The following is a 21,531-nucleotide window of genomic DNA, read 5'->3' as shown; positions in this document are numbered from 1 at the left end:
GTGCGGACGCCAGCGGTGTGCGCGACGGCGCACGCGCTCCGGCTCAGCAGAGATGGGGCTTCGCGCCGTCCGCGTCCACGCACAGGTCGACGCCCGGCCCGCCGTCGAGGTGGTCCACCCCGGGGCCGCCGAGCAGCAGGTCCTTGCCCGCGCCGCCGTCCAGCTGGTCGTTCCCCGGGCCACCGACCAGCAGGTCCGCGCCGTCCCCGCCGATGAGGTGGTCGTTGCCGCGCCCGCCGATGAGCACGTCGGCACCGCCCAGGCCGCAGAGCACGTCGTCACCCGGGCCGCCGATCAGCACGTCCTTGCCGGGGGTTCCCGTCTGGGTGCAGACCACGGCGACCGGTTCCGCGATCTCGACGGAGCCCGCCTCGCAGTTGGTCCCGGCCGGCCGGGTCACCCCGCGCTGGTCGACCGTGAAGACGGTGCACGAGGCGGCGGGCACAGCGCCTGCGGCGGGGCTCGTGCCGAGCGGCAGCCTCGTCGGGGTCGGGCCGCCGTTGTCGGCCAGCGGCCCGAGCTGCGGGTCTCCGACGTTCGTCTTGTCGCCGGGGCCGCCGACGAAGGCGCACGAGGTGTCGCCGCCGACGTTGAACCCGGACGAGATCGTGGTGCCCGCGATCGCGCAGTCGGTGCCACCGCCCGCCGCGGAGGCGACGATCGAGCCGAAGCTCTCGAGGTCTTCTCCCGTGCCGACGTTCGCGCCGGTCGGTGCGCTGTTCCCCACCACGGTCGCGTGCCGCAGGAACACGTCGCCCGTGGCGGTGTCGACGCCTCCACCCGTCACCGCGGCGGTGTTGCCCGAGAACGTCGCGTTGTCGACGTGCACCTCGCCCGTGGCAGCGAAGAGGCCGCCGCCACGCCCGTCGACGCCTGTCGCCGAGTTGCCGCTGAAGGTCGAGCGGACGACGTCGATCTGTGCCGGAGGCGGTCCGTCGGTGAGCTCGATGATGGAGACGACCATCCCGCCGCCCGGGCCGTTGCGGGTGTTGCCGGCGATGGTCGAGTCCGTGATCGTGGCGGTCCGCGCGTCCGTCGGCGAGTCCTGGTCGACGCTCCACTGGATGCCACCGCCCACGGTCGCGCCGGACGGGACGTTCCCGGTGATCGTCGACGCCGTGACGACCAGGTCGCCGCACGCCGAGCAGACGACGCCCGGTCCCCCGTTGTCGACGGCCGAGGAATTGACGAAGCTGAGCTCCCCGTCGCCCTGGCCGGTCGTCGAGACGCCACCCTGGCCGTTGTCGCTGATCGTCGAGTCGACGACGCCGAGCGCGCCGTCGATCGCACCGATCCCGCGGCCGGTGTTCTGCGTGATGGTCGACCCGTCGACCGAGATGCTGCCGAACGACACCCGGACGCCGGTCCCGGTGTTCGGCCCCACCGTCGAGTCGACGAGCCCGATGCTCGACGTGTGGGACTCGCCGCTGTTCAGGACGGGCCCGGTCGCGGCGTCGTTGCCCGACACGGTCACGCCCGTCAGCACGATGTCGCCGTTGAACCGCACCGCGGCACCGTCCGTGCTGTCGCCGCCGGTGATCGTCAACGCGCCGAGTGCGACCTGCGCGGTTCCGTCGAGCTGGTCGAGCACGCGTTCGTCCGGACACGTCTGGTCGATCGTGGCGCCGTGCCCGTTGATCGTGAGCCCCAGCAGACCCGTGTAGTCGAGGTCCCCCGTGACGTTGGCGTCCTCGTCGCCGCCGCACGACGTCAAGGTGTAGGTGCTCGACGCGGCGAGCTCGATGACCGTCGGATCGGCGGCCGCGTTCGCAGAGTCCACCGCCTCGCGCAGCGAGATGAGCCCGTCGCCGCCGTCGACGACGTCCGTCGTGGTGGTCACGGTGACCGTCGCGGCCGCCGCGGGGGTCGCGATGATCGCGACCGACGCCGATGCCGCGACCAGGGCGGAGATGCTGACGAGTGCGATGCGCTTGACCATGAGCGGTCCCCCCGAGCCGGTCGCGCCGGCACCTTCGCCGGGGCTCGTCCGATCACGGCTCCTGGCGACGAGGGTCCTCTCCTGGCGCCGTGTGCGCCATACCCGTCAGTCGTCGAATGGGACATCTCGGGTGCTGACGGACGCCACGCGAGGCCTCTGCTGACGCCGCCGCTCGCGCCCCGGCGCGGCACGTGACCGGGGATCACAGCGTCTGGGCGCCCTCGATGTGCTGCGCCACCTGGTCGCACGCCACCAGCGACGCCTCGTTCTCCGTCGCGGCGACGACCATGACGTGGATCTGGTTGCCGTCGCCGATCGGCATCGCCTGCGCCAGCACGAGACCCCCGTCGATCTCGCCGAGCACCCAGCCCTCGCCCTCGGCGAGAACCCGGTGTCCGAAGACCGCGAGCGCCTGCTTGGCCCCACCCGCGCCCAGGCTCTGGTTGAAGTGGTCCTTGAACTGCCAATGGTGTCGCATCCACATGGCTCGGCTCCTCCCTCGCGGGGCGCGTTTCACGCCCTCATCGCAAGGAGCCGCACGCGGCGCGGCGCGTACGTCGAGCCGACTAGCCCTCGCCGAGCTCGACGCGGCGGCCGACGCCGAGCTCGGGCGCCACGGTGTCGGTGACAACCGCGTACACCCCCACGGGGACGTCGGGCAGCAACGCGACGCGCCTCGCCAGCTCCAGGAGCGCCGCCTCGGGAGCGCCGGCGACGAAGAAGAGGTACTCGTCCCCGTACTCCTCGCCGTCGTCGTACTCCGCTCCGTCGCTGCCGTCGAGGCCCGCGAGATAGTCCTCGACGGTGTCGATCCACGGGAACGGGTAAGCGCCTGGCGTGGCGTCCGGGTCGGGCGCGAGAGGGACGTGGATCTCCACGACGAGCTCGGCCGTCGAGGTGCTCGCGGGATTCGTCGGCGCCGTAGCGACCGCCGACCCGTCGGCGTGGGGCTCGGTCTTGGCACACGATGCGATCGGGATCATGACGGCGATCGCCAGGGCGACCGTGATCGCAGTGCGGCGCCGACGCTCGCGGCTGGTTCGTGGCACGGGGGCATCCTCGCGCAGGTCTACGCCCAGCCCGCGCGATCCGCGGGCATGTCCGACGCTCGGTCGCCGACGTCACACGCTGCAAGATCCCGGGAACCCTCCCCGACGCCGAAGCCGTCGGCTCGACCAGCGACGAGTGGCCGATCACGCTCGAAGCGCTGGCGAGGTCCGGCGGGACATGGCCGCGGGAACGCCATCGACATCGGCGGTCCGTCCTGCGCCCACAGGTGCGTGACCTTCTTCGCCAACCGGGGCTATGTGGCGTTCGCCTTCGACCTTCGCGAGCTCGTCGACCAGGCTTCGCTCGACGCGGCGTGCTCGGTGATCGGATCGTCGGCCACGCACCGCGGCCCCCTCCGACTCGACGACGTGGGGCTCAGCCCAGCGCGTGGCCCGGCAAAGGTGCTCCGTTCAGGAACTCCTCGTATGCCTCGCGAGCATCGTCATCGACGACCGTCGTCCGAGGGCCGTACCGCGTATCGGTCCGATCTCGCTTCGGACCCGAGAGCCAGAACCACTCGTCGGATTCGACGTCGTAGAAGTTGGCATCCGGGCCCGGGGAGTGAGAGCGCCGGAGCTCCCGACCGTGAAACCTCGCGGTCTTCCACGACTTGTTGAACTCGACCCACCCGATCCACGACGGTCCGCGGTCGACGTCGAAACCCGTCTTCAGCTGGACGAACATGAGCCTTCGCGGCACGGCGCACCCCCGTCGTCACACGTTGAAGCGGAACTCCACGACGTCGCCGTCGGCCATCACGTAGTCCTTGCCCTCGATGCGGGCCTTGCCGGCGGCGCGGGCCGCGGCGACGGAGCCGGCGTCGACGAGGTCGGCGAACGAGATGACCTCGGCCTTGATGAAGCCCTTCTGGAAGTCCGTGTGGATGACGCCGGCCGCCTGCGGGGCGGTCCAGCCGCGGTGGATCGTCCAGGCGCGGGCCTCCTTCGGGCCGGCCGTCAGGTACGTCTGCAGGCCGAGCGTGTGGAAGCCGACCCGCGCGAGCTGGTCGAGGCCGGCCTCCGTCTGGCCGTTGGCCTCGAGCATCTCGCGGGCCTCGTCGGGCTCGAGCTCGACGAGCTCCGACTCGAACTTCGCGTCGAGGAAGATCGCGTCCGCCGGGGCCACGATCGCGCGGAGCTGCTCCTGCATCGTGGTGTCCGCCAGGCCTGCGTCGTCGGTGTTGAAGACGTAGATGAAGGGCTTGCTCGTCATCAGCTGGAGTGCGCGGACGTGCTCGTCGTCGGCGAGCCCGGCGGCGAACAGCGTGCGGCCGGTCTCGAGCACGGCCTTGGCGCGCTGCGCCGCGTCGAGCACCTCGGGTGCCGTCTTCTTGCCCTTGACCTCCTTCTCGAGGCGCGGGATCGCGTTCTCGAGGGTCTGGAGGTCGGCGAGGATCAGCTCGGTCGAGATGATCTCGATGTCGCCGATCGGGTCGACCTTGCCCGAGACGTGCACGACGTCGGGGTCGGCGAAGATGCGCGTGACCTGGCAGATCGCGTCGGCCTCGCGGATGTTCGCGAGGAACTTGTTGCCGAGGCCCTCACCCTCGCTCGCGCCCTTGACGATGCCCGCGATGTCGACGAACGAGACCGTCGCCGGGAGGATCCGCTCGCTGTGGAACAGGTCCGCGAGCACCTGCAGCCGCGGGTCGGGGAGCGGCACGACGCCGACGTTGGGCTCGATCGTCGCGAACGGGTAGTTCGCCGCGAGCACCTGGGCGCGGGTCAGTGCGTTGAAGAGGGTGGACTTGCCGACGTTGGGCAGGCCGACGATGCCGATGGTGAGAGCCACGGGCGGCAAGTCTACGGGCGGCCTCGGACCCGCCCGCGGCCGAGGCTCCGGGCGACTACTCGTACGACAGCAGCTTGACGAACAGCGCGGGCCCGCGAGCGTCGAGCACGCGCCCGCCGAGGCGGACGCCGAACGCGAGCGCCGCCCCGCCGATGCCGAGCGCGACGACCACCAGCGCCGCCAGCAGCCACCCCGATCGATGCTGCACGGTCAGCCAGGCGAGCACGAGCGTCGGCAGCGAGACCACGACGACCGCGGACCAGCCGAGGAACTGCGAGGTGATCGCCGCGAGCGAGGCGCCCTGCCGGCTCTGGAACGGGTTCTCGCCCGGCTGCTGCACGGGGTAGACCACGAGCGCGGACGCGATGCTGGCGCCGCCGTAGGCGACGAGCAGCAGCCCGAGCGTCGCCGCGCCCACCGCCGCGATGTCCTCCGGGCGCCCCGCGAGCAGCGCACCCGCGACGGTCACGAAGGCCAGGAGCGGCACCGCGACGCACGCGGCGGCGATCACGCGGCCGAGCCGGTCGGTCAGCCCGCGCAGCGGTGCCGCGAGGTGCGTCCAGTGCGCGGTCCCGTCGTACGCGACCTCCGCGGAGATGCCCCAGCCGGTGAGCAGCGCCGCGGCGGGGCCGGATACCAGTGCGAGCGCTCCACCGCGCCCGATGAACCACAGGAGCAGCGGCAGGACGGGGACGATGACCAGCGCGAGCGCGTAGCGCGGGTCGCGCGCCCAGTAGGTCAGGCACCGCGCCACCACGGCGCCGAGCTGCGATGCGGGCACGCGGCCGAACCAGCCCAGGCCACGCGACCGTCCGGCGCTCTCGTGGCGGGGTGCCTCGACCGTCCGCGAGATCGCCGCGCTCCACACGGCGACGGAGACGACGACCGTCGCCACCGCGATGGCGAGGTGCGCGAGCGCCGTCAGCCAGTCGTGCCGCGCGACGTCCGCCGCGACGGCCCACGGCGCCCCGAACGGAGTCCAGCCCACGACGCGAGCCAGTCCCTCGAAGGTGTGCCGGTCGACGTGCACCGCGATCGACGACGCGCGGCTCGCTCCGAACACGACCCCGAGCGACACGACCACGATCAGCACCGCGATCAGCTCGCGGCCGCGGCGGCCCGCCAGCGCGCGCGACGCCGCCGTGACCAGCGCCCGTCCGCCCACCACCGCCACCGCGAGCCCGAGCACGCTGCCCACGAGCCCGGCGGCGAGCGCGACGGGGTCCTTCCACCACGTCGCGCCGAGCGACAGCGCCGCGAGCGCGGACAGCACGCCAGGAACCCCGACCAGCGCCGCGAGCGTCAGACCCACGAGCAGGTCGCGGCGCCCGATCGTCGACGTCGCGAACCGCACCGGGTCGAGCGTCGCGTCCGCGCCGAACGCGACCAGCGGCACGAACCACCAGCCGAGGACGAGCGCCGCGCCGAGGATCGTCGCGACCTGCGCGCGGATCTCGAGGTCCTGGGTGCTCACGCCGATCGCCGCGCCCACCACGGCCCACGCGATGCCGAGGCCGTACAGCGTCGCGACGAGCAGCCCGACGACCTGCCACGGGCTGCGCCGGAGGCTGTTGGCGAGGATGGTCAGCTTGAGGCGGACGACGTGCGCAACCACGCGAGCCCCTCCCCCGTCGCCCGCCCGCCGACCAGGTCGACGAACACGTCCTCGAGGTCGCGGCCGCCGCGGACCTCGTCGAGCGTGCCCGCCGCGAGGACGTGGCCGGCAGCGACGATCGCGACGTGGTCGCACATGCGCTGCACCAGGTCCATGACGTGCGACGACACGATGACGGTGCCTCCGGAGCGGACGTAGTCCGCGAGCAGCGCGCGGATGTTCGCTGCGGACACCGGGTCGACCGCCTCGAACGGCTCGTCGAGCACGAGCAGCCGCGGCGCGTGGACCAGCGCGCACGCGAGCGCGATCTTCTTCGTCATGCCCGCCGAGTAGTCGACGACGAGGGTGCGCGCGTCGGCGACGAGGTCGAGCGCCGCGAGCAGGTCGTGCGCGCGCGCGACCACGGTGTCGCGGTCGAGGCCGTGCAGGAGGCCCGCGTAGACGATGAGCTGCTCGCCGGTCAGCCGATCGAACAGCTTCGGCCCGTCGGGCAGCACGCCCAGCATCGCCTTGGCGACGAGCGGCTGCGCCCAGAGGTCGACGCCGTGCACGAGCACCTGTCCCGCGTCGGGGCGCAGCAGGCCGGTTGCCATCGACAGAGTCGTCGTCTTGCCTGCTCCGTTGGGTCCGACGAGCCCGTAGAACGAGCCGGCCGGCACGGTGAGGTCGACGCCTGCGACCGCGATCTTCGTGTCGAACCGGCGCCACAGGCCGCGCAGCGCGAGCGCGGGCACCGACGGCGCGGAGGGCGGCGCTCCGGGGCGGTCGCCGTGCTGGTCGCCGGCGTCGTCGTGCTGGCGGCCGGGCGCGACGTCGCGCGGGTCGACCGGGGCCTCGGCGGGAGCGCCGACGGGCCCTTCCGTCGGCTGCCGCGCGGAGGGGTCCTCGGGGAGCATCGCGCCAGCATAGGAGTGTCGTCCGACATCACGGCACCGCCCGCGTCGGGCGCGTTCCGTCCAGGTCACGGCCGTGTCAGTGCGTTCTGCGACAGTGCGGGCATGGACGCAGGACAGGTGCTGGCCGCGGTGGTGACGGGGCTGCTCGGGCTCGTGGCGGGCGTCGCCACGGGCTTCGCGTGGGCCGCGCGGCGCGCCGACGAGCGCGTCCGGCGCGCCGAGCTCGCGGCCGCCCGCGCGGGCGCGCTGCTCGAGGCGGAGCGCGCCAGGGCGGCTGCCGGCGACGGGCTCGGCGACCGGTTCCGCACGCTGGCCGCGGACGCGCTGGCGGCGAGCACCGACCAGTTCCTCGCACTCGCGTCTCAGCGGTTCGCCGCCGACCGCCAGGCCCAGGTGGGCGAGCTCGCGCAGCGCGAGCAGGCGGTGCGGGAGCTGGTCGAGCCGCTCGGCCGGACGCTCGCGGACGTACGGGCCCAGCTCGCGACGGCCGAGCGCGAGCGGAACGAGGCGCAGGTCGCGCTGCGCGAGCAGGTGGGCGCGATGCGCGTCGCGTCCGAGCAGGTGCGCTCCGAGACGGCGCAGCTCGTCACGGCGCTGCGCGCGTCCCAGGTGCGCGGCCGGTGGGGCGAGATCCAGCTGCGTCGCGTCGTCGAGGCCGCCGGCATGCTCGCGCACGTCGACTTCGTCGAGCAGGACCAGGTGCGCACCGACGACGGCCTGCAGCGCCCGGACCTGGTCGTGCGGCTGGCCGGCGGCAAGCACGTGGTCGTCGACGCCAAGGTCGCGTTCCTGGGCTTCCTCGAGGCGGCGCAAGCGTCCGACGAGCACGTCCGCGCCGACCGGCTCTCGGCACACGCGCGCCACGTGCGCACGCACGTCGACGCGCTCGCCGCGAAGCGGTACTGGGAGCAGTTCACGCCCGCGCCCGAGTTCGTCGTCATGTTCGTGCCGGCGGAGTCGTTCCTCAGTGCGGCGCTCGAGCAGGACGGCGCGCTCCTCGAGTACGCCGCCGAGCGGAACGTCATCGTCGCGACGCCGACCACGCTCCTCGCCCTGCTGCGCACCGTCGCCTACGCGTGGCGGCAGGACGCGCTGGCGGGCAACGCGCAGGCGGTGCTGGACCTCGGCAAGGAGCTCCACGGGCGGCTCGCGACGCTCGGCGGCCACCTCACCCGGCTGGGTCGCGCGCTCGACGGAGCGGCCGGCGCGTACAACGCGACGGTCTCGTCGCTGGAGACCCGGGTCCTCGTGAGCGCCCGGCGGTTCGCCGACCTGCACGTGGTGGACGAGCGACTGGAGACGCCGCCGGCCGCCAACCCGCGGCTCTCGGCGGTCAGCGCCCCGGAGCTCGTGGCGTCGGCGGAGGACCAGCTGGTGGCGTTCGACGGCGTCGCGGCACGCGACGCGCGGGCGCTCGACCCGGAGCGAGCCGGAGGTGATCGCACGGGCGAGAGCACGCCGGGAGGCGGAGTGGCGGCAGGCTGAGCGGCACCGCCCCTCGACCCCGCGCTGATCGTCAGGCTCTGTCGGGTCGGTGACCCGGCGAGACCGGCGGGCTCAGACGGGCCGGACGTCGAGTGCGGCGCGACCCTCGCGGCGCGGCCGCGGCGCGGGCGTGCCGGCGGCCTTCAGGTCGGCGCGCAGCTCGCGCGGCAGCGAGAACATCAGGTCCTCGGTCGCGGTCCGCACCTCTTCGACGTCCCCGAAGCCGTGGGCCGCGAGCACGTCGAGCACGTCGCGGACGAGGATCTCGGGCACCGACGCGCCCGACGTGACACCGACCGTCGCGGCTCCCTCGAGCCACGCCGGGTCGATCTCGGCGGCGTGGTCGATCCGGTACGAGGCACGCGCACCGGCGTCGAGCGCGACCTCCACGAGCCGCACCGAGTTGGACGAGTTCGCCGAGCCGACCGTGATCACGACGTCGCAGTGCGGCGCGAGCTTCTTGACCGCGACCTGGCGGTTCTGCGTGGCGTAGCAGATGTCGTCGCTCGGGGGGTCCTGCAGGTTGGGGAACCGCTCGCGCAGGCGGCGGACGGTCTCCATCGTCTCGTCCACGGACAGCGTCGTCTGCGAGATCCACACGACCCGATCAGGGTCGCGCACCACGACGTTCGCCACGTCGGCGGGCGAGTTGACGACCTGGATGTGCTCCGGCGCCTCGCCCTGCGTGCCCTCGACCTCCTCGTGGCCCGCATGGCCGATGAGCAGGATGTCGAAGTCGTCGTCGGCGAACCGGACGGCCTCCTTGTGCACCTTCGTGACGAGCGGGCACGTCGCATCGATCGTCTGGAGCGACCGCGCCTCGGCCGCCGCGCGCACGGCCGGGGAGACGCCGTGCGCGGAGAACACGACCCGCGCGCCTTCCGGGACGGCGTCGGTCTCGTCGACGAACACCGCGCCGCGCGCCGAGAGGGTCTCGACCACGTACTTGTTGTGGACGATCTCCTTGCGCACGTAGACCGGGGCGCCGTAGTGCTCGAGCGCCTTCTCGACGGCGACGACCGCGCGGTCGACGCCCGCGCAGTACCCGCGCGGAGCTGCGAGGAGGACGCGCTTGCGGGCCGGCGCGTCGGGCCCCTCGGTCGTGGCGGCAGGAACGGCCGCGATCCCGGCGGCCTCCGCCGAGGCAGCGTCCACGGCGCTCGCGGGCGCAGCGGACGAGGGGAACGGGGAGGTCACGCCTCGAGTCTAGGTGGCGCCGGGCGGAGACCGGCGGCCCGCGGGGCGGCCCGGGGCCGCGTCCACGCGACCTCCACGGGACGGGCACCGACCGGCGGCGCGACGTGCGCGTCGGCGTCCGTGTCGGACCGGTGCGGCAGGCTGGTCCTCGTGAGCACCGCACACGAGGACGCGTCCCTGACCGACCCCTCGACCGCCACGCCGGCGCGGGGGCCGCTGCCGCTCAAGGCGGGCGAGACGTCGCCGGACCGGCCCTGGCCCGTCCGGCACCTGGCGCCCAAGATCGCCGACTACATCGCGCGCATGCCCCCGGTGTGGATCGAAGGTCAGGTGCTCAACCTCAAGCGGTGGAACCAGCGCTTCTTCCTCACCCTGCGCGACACCGACGTCGACATGTCCCTCTCCGTCTCCGTCCCGGCCTCGACGCTCGCGGGCGTCGCCGACCGGCTCACCGACGGGTCGCACCTCGTGGTGCACGCGCGGCCGGAGTACTGGGCCAAGCGCGGGTCGCTCAGCTTCGCGGCCGACGACGTCCGTCTGGTCGGCCTCGGCGAGCTGCTCGCGCGGATCGAGCACCTCAAGGGCGTCCTCGGCGCGGAGGGCCTGTTCGACGAGGCCCGCAAGCAGCCGCTGCCGTTCCTGCCGCAGCGCGTCGGGCTCGTCTGCGCCCAGCAGGGCGACGCCGAGCACGACGTCGTGTCCAACGCGCGCACGCGGTGGCCGGCGGTCGAGTTCGAGATCCGTCGCGTCACGGTCCAGGGCCCGCGCGCGGTGCCCGAGGTGCGCGCCGCGATCGCGGAGCTCGACGCCGACCCGCGCGTCGACGTGATCGTGGTCGCGCGCGGCGGCGGTTCCTTCGAGGACCTGCTGCCGTTCAGCAACGAGGCGCTCGTGCGAGCCGCCGCGGCGTGCCGTACCCCGCTCGTCAGCGCCATCGGGCACCACCTGGACACCCCGCTGCTCGACCTCGTCGCAGACCTCCGCGCCTCGACCCCGACCGACGCCGCGAAGCGGATCGTGCCGGACGTCACCGAGGAGCGCGCGCGGCTGACGCAGGCACGACTGCGCGCCCGAGCGGCGCTCCACCATCGGCTGACGCACGAGCAGACGGCGCTCGACCACCTGCGCACGCGCCCGGCGCTGGCGCGGCCGGAGTCGCTCGTCGAGCAGCACGAGGCGCGGGTCGCGACGCTGCTCGGGGCGGCGCGGCGGGCGCTGCACCACGCGCTGGCGCACGGCTCCGCCGAGATCGCCGGGCTCGCGGCGCAGGTTCGGGCCCTGTCCCCGGCGGCGACGCTCGAGCGCGGCTACGCGGTCGTGCAGCGCGCGGACGGGCTGGTGGTCCGGGCGCCCGCGGACGTCGTGGACGGTGACGCGCTGCGCATCCGCGTCGCCGAGGGTGAGGTCGCGGCTACCGTCACGGGCTGACCGACGCGCAAGGCGGCGGACCAGCGCCGGGTGATCGCGCCCGTGGCCGGCAGGTCGCGCTCGTCGTTCGCGGCCTGGCCGCCCGGTGACCGGGTGGCGCGTGGCGGTCGCCTCCGAGCGCCTCGGACGTCCGGCCGTGCAGCGGGACCGTGTGGGCGGCGGCTGGTTGACTGTGGCCGTGCCGAAGCAGCCCTCGCCCGCGACCCCGCCCACCGCCGGAGGCGCAGCCCCGTCAGCCGCCGACTCGGGCGTCGCCGCGCTGACCTACGAGCAGGCGCGCGACGAGCTCGTCTCGGTCGTCGGGCGCCTCGAGAGCGGCGCCGCGACGCTTGAGGAGTCGCTGGCGCTCTGGGAGCGTGGTGAGGCCCTCGCCGCGCGGTGCCAGCAGTGGCTCGACGGTGCTCGCGACCGGCTCGCGGCGGCCCGTGGCGCCTCGGGCGACGCGGCCGGCGCCGGGCCGTCCGGTGACGTGGTCGCCTCGAGGGGCGACGCCGGCGACGAGCCGGACGGGTTCGACGGGCAGGACGACCGGTGACGAGCGACGCCGACGTCCGCGGCACGGGATCCCCCCGGAGCAGCACGACGCCCGGCGGCACGAGCACGACCGCGGCCACCGCCAGCGGCCCGCGGCGCACCGGCGGCACGGCGCTCGTCGTGGGCGAGGCCCTGATCGACGTCGTCGAGCGCGCCGACGGCCTGCGCGAGGCGCACCCGGGCGGCAGCCCCGCCAACGTGGCCCTCGGCCTCGGACGGCTCGGCCGCTCGGTCGCGCTGGCGACGTGGCTGGCCGACGACGCCGACGGCGAGATCGTGCGCCGGCACCTCGCGGAGTCCGGGGTGCGCGTGCTCGACGGCAACCGCGGGGCCGTCACCACCCCGATCGCCACGGCGCACCTCGACGCACAGGGCACCGCGACGTACGAGTTCGACCTCGAGTGGGACCTCGCGGACTCGTGGACGGACGAGCCTGCCGACCCGCTCGTCGTGCACACCGGGTCGATCGCGGCGGTGCTCGAGCCCGGCGCACCGAAGGTCCGCCACCTCGTGCGGCGCCACCGCGACCGCGCCACGGTCACGTACGACCCCAACCTGCGGCCCGCTCTGATGGGCTCCCGCGAGCTGGCGCGTCCGCACGTCGACGCGATCGTGCGACTCGCGGACGTCGTGAAGGTGTCGGACGAGGACCTCGCCTGGCTCGAACCCGGGGTCGCCCCGGCGGAGATCGCCGAGGAGTGGTGCCGCGTCGGCCCGGCGGCCGTCGTCGTCACGCACGGCGGTGAGGGCGCGTTCGCGGCGACCTCCGCCGGCGCGCGGCTCCACGTCGCCGCACCCGCGGTCCCGGTCGCCGACACGGTGGGCGCCGGCGACTCGTTCATGGGCGGCCTGATCGACGGACTGTGGTCCGCCGGCCTCCTCGGTGGCGACCGGCGCGCCGCGCTGCACGACGCGGACCAGAGCGTGCTCGAGGCGGTGCTGGCGCGGTGCGTGCGGATCGCCGCGATCACGGTGTCGCGCGCAGGCGCGAACCCGCCGTGGAGTCGCGAGCTCGACTGACCCGTCAGGCCGGCTGACCCGGCAGCGACTGGCCCGTCAGGACGACTGACCCGCTAGGGCGACTGACGCGTCACCGGCTGCCCGCGGCCGCCTTCTCCCGCGCGTGCGCACGCTCGAGCGACGCACGGCGATCGGCCTCGTTCTGCTCGTCGATCGACTTCGCCGCCTCGGGGTCGAACATCAGGTTGTCCTGCGTCTCGGGGTCGAAGACGAGCATCCGCGCGGGGTCGAACCACAGGGTCGCGGTGTCGCCGTCGCGGATGCGGGACTCGTCGTCGAGCGCCACGACGAGCTGGGTCCGCATGCCCTCGCCGTCGAGGTCGCGGTCCAGCTCGGCGAGCGTGCCGGCGACCTCGGCGCTCGTCTCGAACGGGATGTACGCGTACAGGTCGGCGCCGAGCCACTCGGTGACGTCCACCTCGGTGTCGAACGAGACGCCCTCGGAGCGCTTGGAGTCCTCGAGCAGCCCGGCATCCGAGAAGTGCTCGGGCCGGATGCCGACGATCACGATCTTCCGGTCGCCGATCCGCTCGCGCAGCCGCGCGTCGATCGGCACGTCGACGAATGGCAGCCGGAGCACGTCGCCCTCGATCTCGCCGGGCATGAAGTTCATGGGCGGCGACCCGATGAAGCCCGCGACGAACAGGTTGACCGGCTGCTCGTAGAGGCCGCGCGGCGACGCGACCTGCTGGAGCTCGCCCTTGCTCAGCACCGCGACGCGGTCACCGAGCGTCATGGCCTCGGTCTGGTCGTGCGTCACGTAGACGGTGGTGGTGCCGAGCCGGCGCTGCATGCGCGCGATCTCGGTGCGCATCTGGCCGCGGAGCTTCGCGTCGAGGTTCGACAGCGGCTCGTCGAAGAGGAACGCGTTGGCGTCGCGGACGATGGCGCGGCCCATCGCGACGCGCTGCCGCTGGCCACCGGACAGGTTCGCGGGCTTGCGCTGGAGGTGGTCCTGGAGCTCGAGGGTCTTGGCGGCCCGCTCGACCTTCGCCGTGATCTCGTCCTCGCTGAACTGACCGCGCTGCAGCCGGAGTGGGAACGCGATGTTCTCGAAGACGGTCAGGTGCGGGTACAGCGCGTAGTTCTGGAACACCATCGCGAGGTGCCGGTCGCGCGGCGCCTTGTCGTTGACGACCGCGTCGCCGATGCGCAGCTCGCCGTCGCTGATGTCCTCGAGCCCGACGATCATGCGGAGCAGCGTCGACTTCCCGCAGCCGGACGGCCCGACGAGGATCACGAACTCCCCGTCCCGGATGTCCAGGCTCACGCCCTTCACGGCGAGGAAGCCGTCGGGGTACCGCTTGACGATGTCCTTGAGGTTGATGGCAGCCATCGCAGTCTCCTTGGTCAGCCCTTGACGGCGCCTTGAGTCAGGCCGGACACGATCTGGCGCTGGAACAGCAGCACCAGGATGACGACGGGGACGGTGACGACCACCGCGGCGGCGGAGATCGCACCGGTCGGCTCCTCGAACTGCGAGGCGCCGGTGAAGAACGCGAGCGCCGCGGGCACCGGGCGTGCGCGGCTCGTCGAGGTGAGCGAGATGCCGTAGACGAAGTCGTTCCACGCGATGAAGAAGGCGATCAGCGCGGTCGTGAACACGCCGGGCGCGGCGAGCGGGACGATCGCCTTGCGGAACGCCTGCCACGTCGTGGCGCCGTCGACCTGCGCGGCCTGCTCGAGCTCCCACGGGATCTGCCGGAAGAACGCGGCGAGCGTCCAGATCGAGATCGGCAGCGTGAGCGACAGGTACGGGATGATCAGGCCGAGCCAGGTGTCGTACAGGCCGATGTTGCGCCACAGGTTGAACAGCGGCGTGACCAGCGAGATCACCGGGAAGATCGAGACCCCGAGCGCGGTCGTCAGGATCAGCCGCTTGCCCGGGAAGTCGAGCCGCGCGATCGCGTAGGCGGCGAAGGTCGCCAGCACGACCGCGATCGCCGTCGCGATCAGCGAGATGCCGATCGAGTTCCTCAGCGCAGGCAGGAAGAGGTCCTTCGCGGAGCCCGCGAAGATCTGCTCGTAGTTGGTCGTCGACCACGTCTTGGGCCAGAAGCTGCCGAGGTTGAGCTGGCTCGGCAGCTTGAACGACGTCGCGAAGATCGACAGGACGGGCAGCAGCGACCACACGAGCACGAGGATCGTGATGACGATCCACCAGACCTTCATCTTGGTCGACAGCGCTTTCATCACCGCTCCCCTCTCGCGGCGGCGAGATCGACCTTGAACAGCTTGATCGCGATGAAGCAGATCCCGATGACGCACAGGAACAGCAGCACCGAGATCGCGGAACCGAGGCCGATCTCGAGCCGACCGATCGAGGTGCGGTACGCGAGGAGCGACAGGACCGTCGTGCCGTTCGCGCCGTTCGTCATGATGAAGACGTTGTCGAAGATGCGGAACGCGTCGAGGGCCCGGAAGAGGACGGCGACCATGATCGCGGCCTTCATGTTCGGCAGCACGACGCGCTGCATGCGCTGCCACCACGTCGCGCCGTCGACCTGGGCGGCCTCCTCGAGGTCACCCGGCACCTGGGCGAGGCCCGCGAGCAGGAGCAACGAGATGAACGGCGTGGTCTTCCAGATCTCCGACGCCATGATCACGAAGAGGCTCGTGCCCTGGTGCGCGAACCAGTTGAGGCTCGGGCTGATGCCCGGCACCCAGTCGAACCAGTGGTTGATGTACCCGGAGTTGATGTCGAACGCGTAGAACCACGCGAACGCCGAGACCACGGTGATGATCCCGTAGGGCACGAGGATCACGGTGCGCAGGATGCCCCGGAACGACTTGATCGCCCGGTGCATGACGAGCGCGAGGGCGAAACCGAGGATCACCTCGACGAGCACCGTCACGAGCGTGATGAAGGTCGTCACGCCGAACGCCTTCCACCACACCGAGTCCGTCAGCACGACCTGGTAGTTGTGCAGCCCGACGAAGTGCTTGTCGGCCGGCGCGGTGAGCCGGTACGAGTACAGCGAGTCGAAGAACGCCTGGATGATCGGGTACACCGTCACGGCGACCATCACCAGGAACGCGGGCCCCGCGAGCAGCCAGCCGAGGCGGACCTCGGAACGTGCGCGGTCGGACCGCCGCACCTTCGCCGGCTTCTCGTCGACCACCTGGTGCGACACGTCCGCAGTCGCAGATGTCACAGCAGCGCCTCCCCTCGCAGGACCGCGGTGATGAAGTCCGTCGACCGCTTCGGCGTGGTGTCGGGGTTGACCGACGACGGCGGGTGCCAGGTCTCCTGGAGACCGGTGGACACCTCGTTGTAGTACGGCGTCTGCGGCCGGGGAGCCGCCTGCTCGAGCGACTGGCGGATGACGTCCGCCATCGGGAACGCCTTCTTCACGGCCGGGTCGTCGTAGGCCTTGGTCGACGCGGGCGGGTTGCCGTTGGTCGCGAAGTAGTACGCCTGGTTCTCGGGTGTGACGATGCACTGCGCCGCGTCGAGCGCGAGGTCGACGTGGTTGCTGAAGGCGCCGATGCCGAGGTTGATGCCGCCGTAGGGAGGCCGCGTCTTCTGGCCCTGGTCGACCTGCGGGTAGAGCGCCCAGCCGATGTCGTCGAGCAGCGACTTCGGCAGCGTGCCGTCGGACACCGCGGCCTGCGTCGCCGACCAGACGAACGGCCAGTTGACCATGAACGAGCCCTTGTCGCCCTGGAACACGGTCAGCGTCGCGTTCTCGTCGGCGGTCGGCAGACCCGGACCGCCGAGGCCCTCGCGCCCGATCCGGCCCATGATGCTCGCCGCGGCTCGTCCGGCGTCGCTCTCGAGGCCGAGCTGGAGGTCGTCGGCCGACGCCTCCGGGTTCTTGATGATCTGGCCGCCGGCCGACTCGATCAGCGCGTTGATCCACACCGTCAGCGACTCGGCCTTGGCCCCCTGGACGCCCAGGTACTTGTTCTCCTTCTTGGCCGCGTCCATGAGCTGCTGCCAGGTGACGGGGTCCTTCGACGGGTCCAGCCCCGCCTGCTGCGCGACCGACTTGCGGTACCAGAGCAGCTGCGTGTTCGCCCAGAACGGGATGGTGACCAGCTTGTTCTTCCAGGTGGCACCGTCGATCGCGCCTTGCACGACGTCCGTCGTGACCTTCGTGGCGACGTCGTCGGGGATCGGCGCCAGGAAGCCGGGTTCGGCCAGCTCCGGGATGAACGGCGGGTCGAGGCTCATGATGTCGATCGACGAGTCCTTCGCCGCGAGCCGGCGGGCGAGCTGCTCCCGCTGCGACGCCGCATCACGCGGCAGGACCTCGGTCGCGATCGTGTACTTGCCGTTCGCCGCCTCGGTGCACCGTTTCGCGATCTCGACCTGACCGCCGTTGTCCGGGTTGATGTACCACGTGAGCTTCGGCGGCCCCGACGCGCTCGCGCAGGCGGCGAGCGGGAGAGCCACCGCGACCGCGGTGGTGACCGCGAGAAGCCTGGTGCGTCGTCGCACGTCGTCCCCCGTCCGGTTCATGGCGATCCGTCCTGGGACCTGAGTACACCGGTCGGGGTCGCGCCGCACCCCGAAAGGGCCGTCCGACGTGCGAACCCGCTCGAGCCGCACGCGGGTTCGTGCTGCACCATGGGGGCGTGACGACGCCCCTCACCCCCGCACAGGCCTGGACGTCCCTCAAGTCCGGCAACGACCGCTTCGTCCGAGGCGAGATGCAGCACCCGTCGCAGAGCATCGAGCGGCGCGCCGAGCTCTCCGCCGAGCAGCACCCGTTCGCCGTGCTGCTCGGCTGCTCCGACTCGCGCGTCGCGGCGGAGATCATCTTCGACCAGGGGCTCGGCGACCTGTTCGTGGTCCGGACGGCGGGCCATGTGCTGGACACGACGGTGATCGGCTCGATCGAGTACGGCGTCGAGGTGCTCGGTGCGCCGCTCGTCGTGGTGCTCGGCCACGACTCGTGCGGCGCGGTGGCGGCCGCGACGGCGGCGCTCAACGACGGCGTGGTGCAGCGTGGGTTCGTGCGTGCGGTCGTCGACCGCGTCATCCCGAGCATCATCGGGCTCGGCGACGCCGACGGGCCGACCGATGCGGCGACGCTCGGCCACGAGCACGTGCGGAACACCGTGCAGATGCTGCAGGCGTACTCCGTCTCGCTCGCCGAGGCGATCGAGGCCGGGCGGTGCGCGATCGTCGGGCTCGAGTACACGCTCGCGGACGGGACGGTGCACGTCGTGGAGACCGCCGGAGAGGTCTGAGCACCGGCGCGGTCGGACGCCCGCCGCGTTCCGGCCGCCGCTCGCCGCCCCTCGGCCGCCGCGAGCTGCCCGCGCCGTGGGGCAGGATTGACGGCATGACTTCCGCACCCTCGGGCGCCGCCGACGCCGCACCGCAGCCCCCGGTCGAGTACCGCATCGAGCACGACACGATGGGCGAGGTCCGCGTGCCCGCCGCCGCGCTCTACCGCGCCCAGACGCAGCGCGCCGTCGAGAACTTCCCGATCTCCGGCACGCGGCTCGAGCGCGGCCACATCGAGGCGCTCGCGCGGATCAAGAAGGCGGCGGCCCGCGCCAACGCCGAGCTCGGCGTGCTGCCGCAGGACGTTGCCGACGCGATCGTGGCCGCGGCGGACGCGGTGGCCTCGGGGGCGCACGACGCGGACTTCCCGATCGACGTCTACCAGACGGGCTCGGGCACGAGCTCGAACATGAACACCAACGAGGTGGTCGCGACCCTCGCGACGCGCGCGCTCGGCGCGGCCGTGCACCCCAACGACCACGTCAACGCGTCGCAGTCCTCGAACGACGTGTTCCCGACGTCGGTGCACGTCGCCGCGACGGCCGGCGTGGTCCGCGACCTCGTGCCCGCCCTCGAGCACCTCGCGGGCGCCCTCGAGGAGAAGGCCGCGGCGTGGGCCGGCGTCGTGAAGTCGGGTCGCACGCACCTGATGGACGCGACGCCCGTGACCCTGGGCCAGGAGTTCGGCGGGTACGCCGCGGCGATCCGGTACGGCGTCGAGCGCCTGCAGGCCGCGCTCCCCCGCGCCGCCGAGGTTCCGCTCGGTGGGACCGCCGTCGGCACGGGCATCAACACCCCGGCGGGTTTCCCGCAGCGCGTCATCGCCCTGCTCGTCGAGGACACGGGCCTGCCCCTGACCGAGGCGCGCGACCACTTCGAGGCGCAGGGCGCGCGCGACGGCCTCGTCGAGCTCTCGGGCGCGCTGCGGACCATCGCCGTGAGCCTGACGAAGATCTGCAACGACCTGCGGTGGATGGGGTCGGGCCCGAACACCGGGCTGTCCGAGATCGCGATCCCGGACCTGCAGCCGGGCTCGTCGATCATGCCGGGCAAGGTGAACCCGGTGATCCCCGAGGCGGTGCTGATGGTCGCCGCGCGGGTCGTCGGCAACGACGCCACCGTCGCGTGGGCCGGCGCGTCCGGGTCCTTCGAGCTCAACGTGCAGATCCCCGTGATCGCGTCGGCCGTGCTCGAGTCGATCCGGCTGCTCGCCAACGCGAGCCGCCTGCTGGCGGACAAGACCGTGGCCGGGCTCGTCGCCGACGAGGAGCGCGCGCGGGCGTACGCCGAGTCGTCGCCGTCGATCGTGACGCCGCTCAACCGCGTGATCGGCTACGAGGCCGCGGCGAAGATCGCCAAGCATGCCGTGAAGAACGGGCTGACGATCCGCCAGGCGGTCGTGGACCTGGGCTACGTCGAGCGGGGCGAGGTCACCGACGAGCAGCTCGACGCGGCGCTCGACGTGCTGAGCATGACGCGACCGCCGCAGGCCTGAGCGCGCCGGCACCACGGACGACGGCCCGGCCCCCGCGAGGGGTGCCGGGCCGTCGTGCGTCCGAGGTGTGTCCGGTCGCGGCCGTCAGGCGGGCGCCTGCACCTTGGCGGCCTCGGCCTCGGCCGGCGGGGCCGTCGGCTCGTGGTGGTGCGGCACGAACGCCTTCATGGCCAGCGCCGAGACGAGCCCGAGCGCGAGGACGGCGACCGTCAGCAGCAGCGTCTCGGACACCGACTTCGAGAGCCCGGTGTCGATGGCCTTGAGCGCCGCGGCCTGGATCTGCGCCGCGACGTCGTCCGGCACCGAGCTGGGCAGCGAGAACCCCTTGACGCCGCCTGCGGCGAACGCCGTGAAGTCGAGGTTCTGGAACGCGTGGAGGAACGGCTCGCGCGCCTGCTCGGGGAGGGTGGCCGCCTGCTGCTGCGCCGCGGCCGGGATCTGCACGCCCAGCCGCGAGGTCAGCGTCGCGATGACCGCCGCCGAGCCGATGACGCCGCCGATCTGGCGGTTCGTGTTGAACGCGCCCGCGCCGGCGCCGGCGTTGCGGCGGTCGAGCCCCGACGTCGCGACGTTGGCAAGGGGCGAGAACAGGAAGCCGGTGCCGATGCCGAAGAACGCCATCGGGACGACGAGGTGCCAGACCGGCGTGTCCGGGCCGATCACCGCGGACAGCCAGAACACGACGCCCGTGAGGATCGCGAACCCCGTCGCGACGATCCACTTCGCCGGCACGCGGTCCGACAGGCGGCCCGCGAACGGCGCGACGATGCCCGACAGCAGCGAGCCGGGCAGGCCGACCAAGGCCGCGTGCAGCGGCGACATGCCGAGCGCGACCTGCAGGAAGATCGTGAACGGGAAGAAGATCCCGGTCATCGCGAAGGTCACGGCCGCGCCGGAGAAGTTGGCGAGCGAGAAGTTGCGCGTGTGGAACAGGTTCAGCGGCATGAGCGCGTCGTCGCCCAGGTGGCGCTGCCAGAGCACGAACGCGACCAGCACGACGACGCCCACCCCGATGAGCTCCCAGACGGTGACGGCGCCCCAGATCTGACCCCAGTGGTACTTCGAGCCCTCCTGCAGGCCGAACACGACCAGGAACATGCCGACGACCGACAGCGCGACGCCGATCCCGTCGAACGTGCGGGCGTGGGTCGGCAGCGACGGCAGCGTGCGCAGCGCGAGCACGAGCGCGACGACGCCGATCGGCACGTTGACGTAGAAGATCCAGCCCCAGCCGAGCGGCACGAGCAGGCCGCCGAGCACCGGGCCGGTGATGGTGGCGACGCCCGCGACCGCGCCCCAGATGCCCATGGCCGCGCCCCGCTTGGCCGGCGGGAACACGCGCGTGATCACCGACATCGTCTGCGGCGTCATGAGCGCCGAGCCGACGCCCTGCACGGCTCGCGCCGCGATCAGGAGGCCGACCGTGCCCGACAGGCCGCACGCGAGCGACGCGAGCGTGAAGATGACCAGGCCGACGAGGAACACCGGGCGCGGGCCGAACCGGTCGCCGAGGCGCCCGGTGACGAGCAGCAGCACGGCGAACGTCAGCAGGTACGCGCTGTTCACCCAGCCGACCGACGCGACGTCGGCGCCCAGCTCCTTGATCAGCGTGGGCACGGCGATGTTCACGATCGTGGTGTCGAGCATGATCATGAAGAAGCCGAGGCAGAGCGGCGGCAGCACGCTCCAGGGGCTGCGGCCGTGCAGGTCGACGAGCGACGCCGTACGCGGCGCGCCCTGGGGCTGGGGGGTGCTCATGGCGTTCCTCCGGGAACGGTCGTGCGGGGATGGTCCGAGGGACGGCTCGAGGGTTGGTCCGAGGGCTGGTCCGAGGAGCGGGTC

The 21,531-nt window shown here is 72.7% G+C and carries 19 protein-coding genes; 6 read left to right on the top strand and 13 right to left on the bottom strand.

Annotated elements, in window-relative coordinates; translation table 11 throughout:
* Positions 1-43: 43 nt before the first annotated feature.
* From QRT04_RS11975 to QRT04_RS11945, 7 genes are all read right to left on the bottom strand, one after another.
* Positions 44-1,939, bottom strand: a complete 1,896-nt coding sequence (locus QRT04_RS11975) for a choice-of-anchor Q domain-containing protein (protein ID WP_289455504.1) — start codon at positions 1,937-1,939, stop codon at positions 44-46.
* Positions 1,940-2,141: 202 nt separating this feature from the next.
* Entirely contained in the window at positions 2,142-2,423 is a 282-nt protein-coding gene (locus tag QRT04_RS11970) for a hypothetical protein (protein WP_289455503.1), read from the bottom strand.
* Between the two features lie 82 nt (positions 2,424-2,505).
* Positions 2,506-2,988, bottom strand: coding sequence for a hypothetical protein (locus QRT04_RS11965; protein WP_289455502.1), 483 nt, complete (start codon positions 2,986-2,988; stop codon positions 2,506-2,508).
* A 376-nt stretch (positions 2,989-3,364) separates the two neighbouring features.
* The gene (locus QRT04_RS11960) at positions 3,365-3,673 is read right to left on the bottom strand and encodes a hypothetical protein (RefSeq protein WP_289455501.1); all 309 of its coding nucleotides are present in this window, start codon (positions 3,671-3,673) and stop codon (positions 3,365-3,367) included.
* Positions 3,674-3,703: 30 nt separating this feature from the next.
* Complete coding sequence (gene ychF / locus QRT04_RS11955; RefSeq protein ID WP_289455500.1) at positions 3,704-4,780, bottom strand: redox-regulated ATPase YchF; 1,077 nt, start codon at positions 4,778-4,780, stop codon at positions 3,704-3,706.
* Positions 4,781-4,835: 55 nt separating this feature from the next.
* Entirely contained in the window at positions 4,836-6,395 is a 1,560-nt protein-coding gene (locus QRT04_RS11950) for a hypothetical protein (protein WP_289455499.1), read from the bottom strand.
* Entirely contained in the window at positions 6,365-7,291 is a 927-nt protein-coding gene (locus QRT04_RS11945) for an ABC transporter ATP-binding protein (protein WP_289455498.1), read from the bottom strand. Before QRT04_RS11945 ends, QRT04_RS11950 begins: the two co-directional genes overlap by 31 nt.
* Before the next feature lie 102 nt (positions 7,292-7,393).
* On the opposite strand from QRT04_RS11945, the gene QRT04_RS11940 reads away from it, so the two are divergent.
* Positions 7,394-8,776 carry a DNA recombination protein RmuC gene (locus QRT04_RS11940; protein ID WP_289455497.1) on the top strand — a complete coding sequence of 461 codons (1,383 nt, stop codon included), beginning with the start codon at positions 7,394-7,396 and terminating at the stop codon, positions 8,774-8,776.
* A gap of 72 nt (positions 8,777-8,848) precedes the next feature.
* Here the strand turns inward: QRT04_RS11940 and QRT04_RS11935 are convergent, their stop codons facing one another.
* Positions 8,849-9,901: a 4-hydroxy-3-methylbut-2-enyl diphosphate reductase gene (locus tag QRT04_RS11935; RefSeq protein ID WP_289455785.1), complete on the bottom strand. Its 1,053-nt coding sequence runs from the start codon at positions 9,899-9,901 to the stop codon at positions 8,849-8,851.
* 222 nt (positions 9,902-10,123) lie between these two features.
* Here QRT04_RS11935 and xseA point away from each other — a divergent pair, with 222 nt between their 5' ends.
* The 3 genes from xseA (at position 10,124) to QRT04_RS11920 (ending at position 12,955) form a co-directional block, all read left to right on the top strand.
* Positions 10,124-11,401, top strand: a complete 1,278-nt coding sequence (gene xseA, locus QRT04_RS11930) for an exodeoxyribonuclease VII large subunit (protein ID WP_289455496.1) — start codon at positions 10,124-10,126, stop codon at positions 11,399-11,401.
* Positions 11,402-11,579: 178 nt separating this feature from the next.
* Positions 11,580-11,936, top strand: a complete 357-nt coding sequence (locus QRT04_RS11925) for an exodeoxyribonuclease VII small subunit (RefSeq protein ID WP_289455495.1) — start codon at positions 11,580-11,582, stop codon at positions 11,934-11,936.
* 119 nt (positions 11,937-12,055) lie between these two features.
* On the top strand, positions 12,056-12,955 hold the full coding sequence (locus QRT04_RS11920; RefSeq protein ID WP_289455784.1) for a carbohydrate kinase family protein: 900 nt from the start codon (positions 12,056-12,058) through the stop codon (positions 12,953-12,955).
* A gap of 70 nt (positions 12,956-13,025) precedes the next feature.
* Here QRT04_RS11920 and QRT04_RS11915 read toward each other — a convergent pair whose 3' ends face one another.
* Genes QRT04_RS11915 through QRT04_RS11900 form a run of 4 tightly spaced genes read right to left on the bottom strand, consistent with a single transcriptional unit; the run spans position 13,026 to position 17,420 of the window.
* Entirely contained in the window at positions 13,026-14,291 is a 1,266-nt protein-coding gene (locus QRT04_RS11915; protein WP_289455494.1) for an ABC transporter ATP-binding protein, read from the bottom strand.
* A gap of 14 nt (positions 14,292-14,305) precedes the next feature.
* The gene (locus tag QRT04_RS11910; protein ID WP_289455493.1) at positions 14,306-15,148 is read right to left on the bottom strand and encodes a carbohydrate ABC transporter permease; all 843 of its coding nucleotides are present in this window, start codon (positions 15,146-15,148) and stop codon (positions 14,306-14,308) included.
* Positions 15,148-16,089 carry a carbohydrate ABC transporter permease gene (locus QRT04_RS11905; protein ID WP_289455783.1) on the bottom strand — a complete coding sequence of 314 codons (942 nt, stop codon included), beginning with the start codon at positions 16,087-16,089 and terminating at the stop codon, positions 15,148-15,150. The genes QRT04_RS11910 and QRT04_RS11905 overlap by 1 nt, the downstream gene beginning before the upstream one ends.
* 17 nt (positions 16,090-16,106) lie before the next feature.
* Positions 16,107-17,420, bottom strand: coding sequence for an extracellular solute-binding protein (locus QRT04_RS11900; protein WP_407653596.1), 1,314 nt, complete (start codon positions 17,418-17,420; stop codon positions 16,107-16,109).
* 116 nt (positions 17,421-17,536) lie between these two features.
* On the opposite strand from QRT04_RS11900, the gene QRT04_RS11895 reads away from it, so the two are divergent.
* A complete protein-coding gene (locus tag QRT04_RS11895; RefSeq protein WP_289455492.1) occupies positions 17,537-18,154 on the top strand; it encodes a carbonic anhydrase in 618 nt (205 codons plus the stop codon).
* A 95-nt stretch (positions 18,155-18,249) separates the two neighbouring features.
* Positions 18,250-19,689, top strand: coding sequence for a class II fumarate hydratase (locus QRT04_RS11890; RefSeq protein ID WP_289455491.1), 1,440 nt, complete (start codon positions 18,250-18,252; stop codon positions 19,687-19,689).
* 84 nt (positions 19,690-19,773) lie between these two features.
* On the opposite strand, the gene QRT04_RS11885 is transcribed toward QRT04_RS11890, so the two are convergent.
* The gene (locus QRT04_RS11885; protein WP_289455490.1) at positions 19,774-21,447 is read right to left on the bottom strand and encodes an MDR family MFS transporter; all 1,674 of its coding nucleotides are present in this window, start codon (positions 21,445-21,447) and stop codon (positions 19,774-19,776) included.
* Between the last annotated feature and the right edge of the window lie 84 nt (positions 21,448-21,531).

This window comes from Cellulomonas alba, from assembly GCF_030362835.1.
Lineage (GTDB): Bacteria > Actinomycetota > Actinomycetes > Actinomycetales > Cellulomonadaceae > Cellulomonas > Cellulomonas alba.
This window is presented reverse-complemented; position numbering and strand designations above follow the sequence as displayed.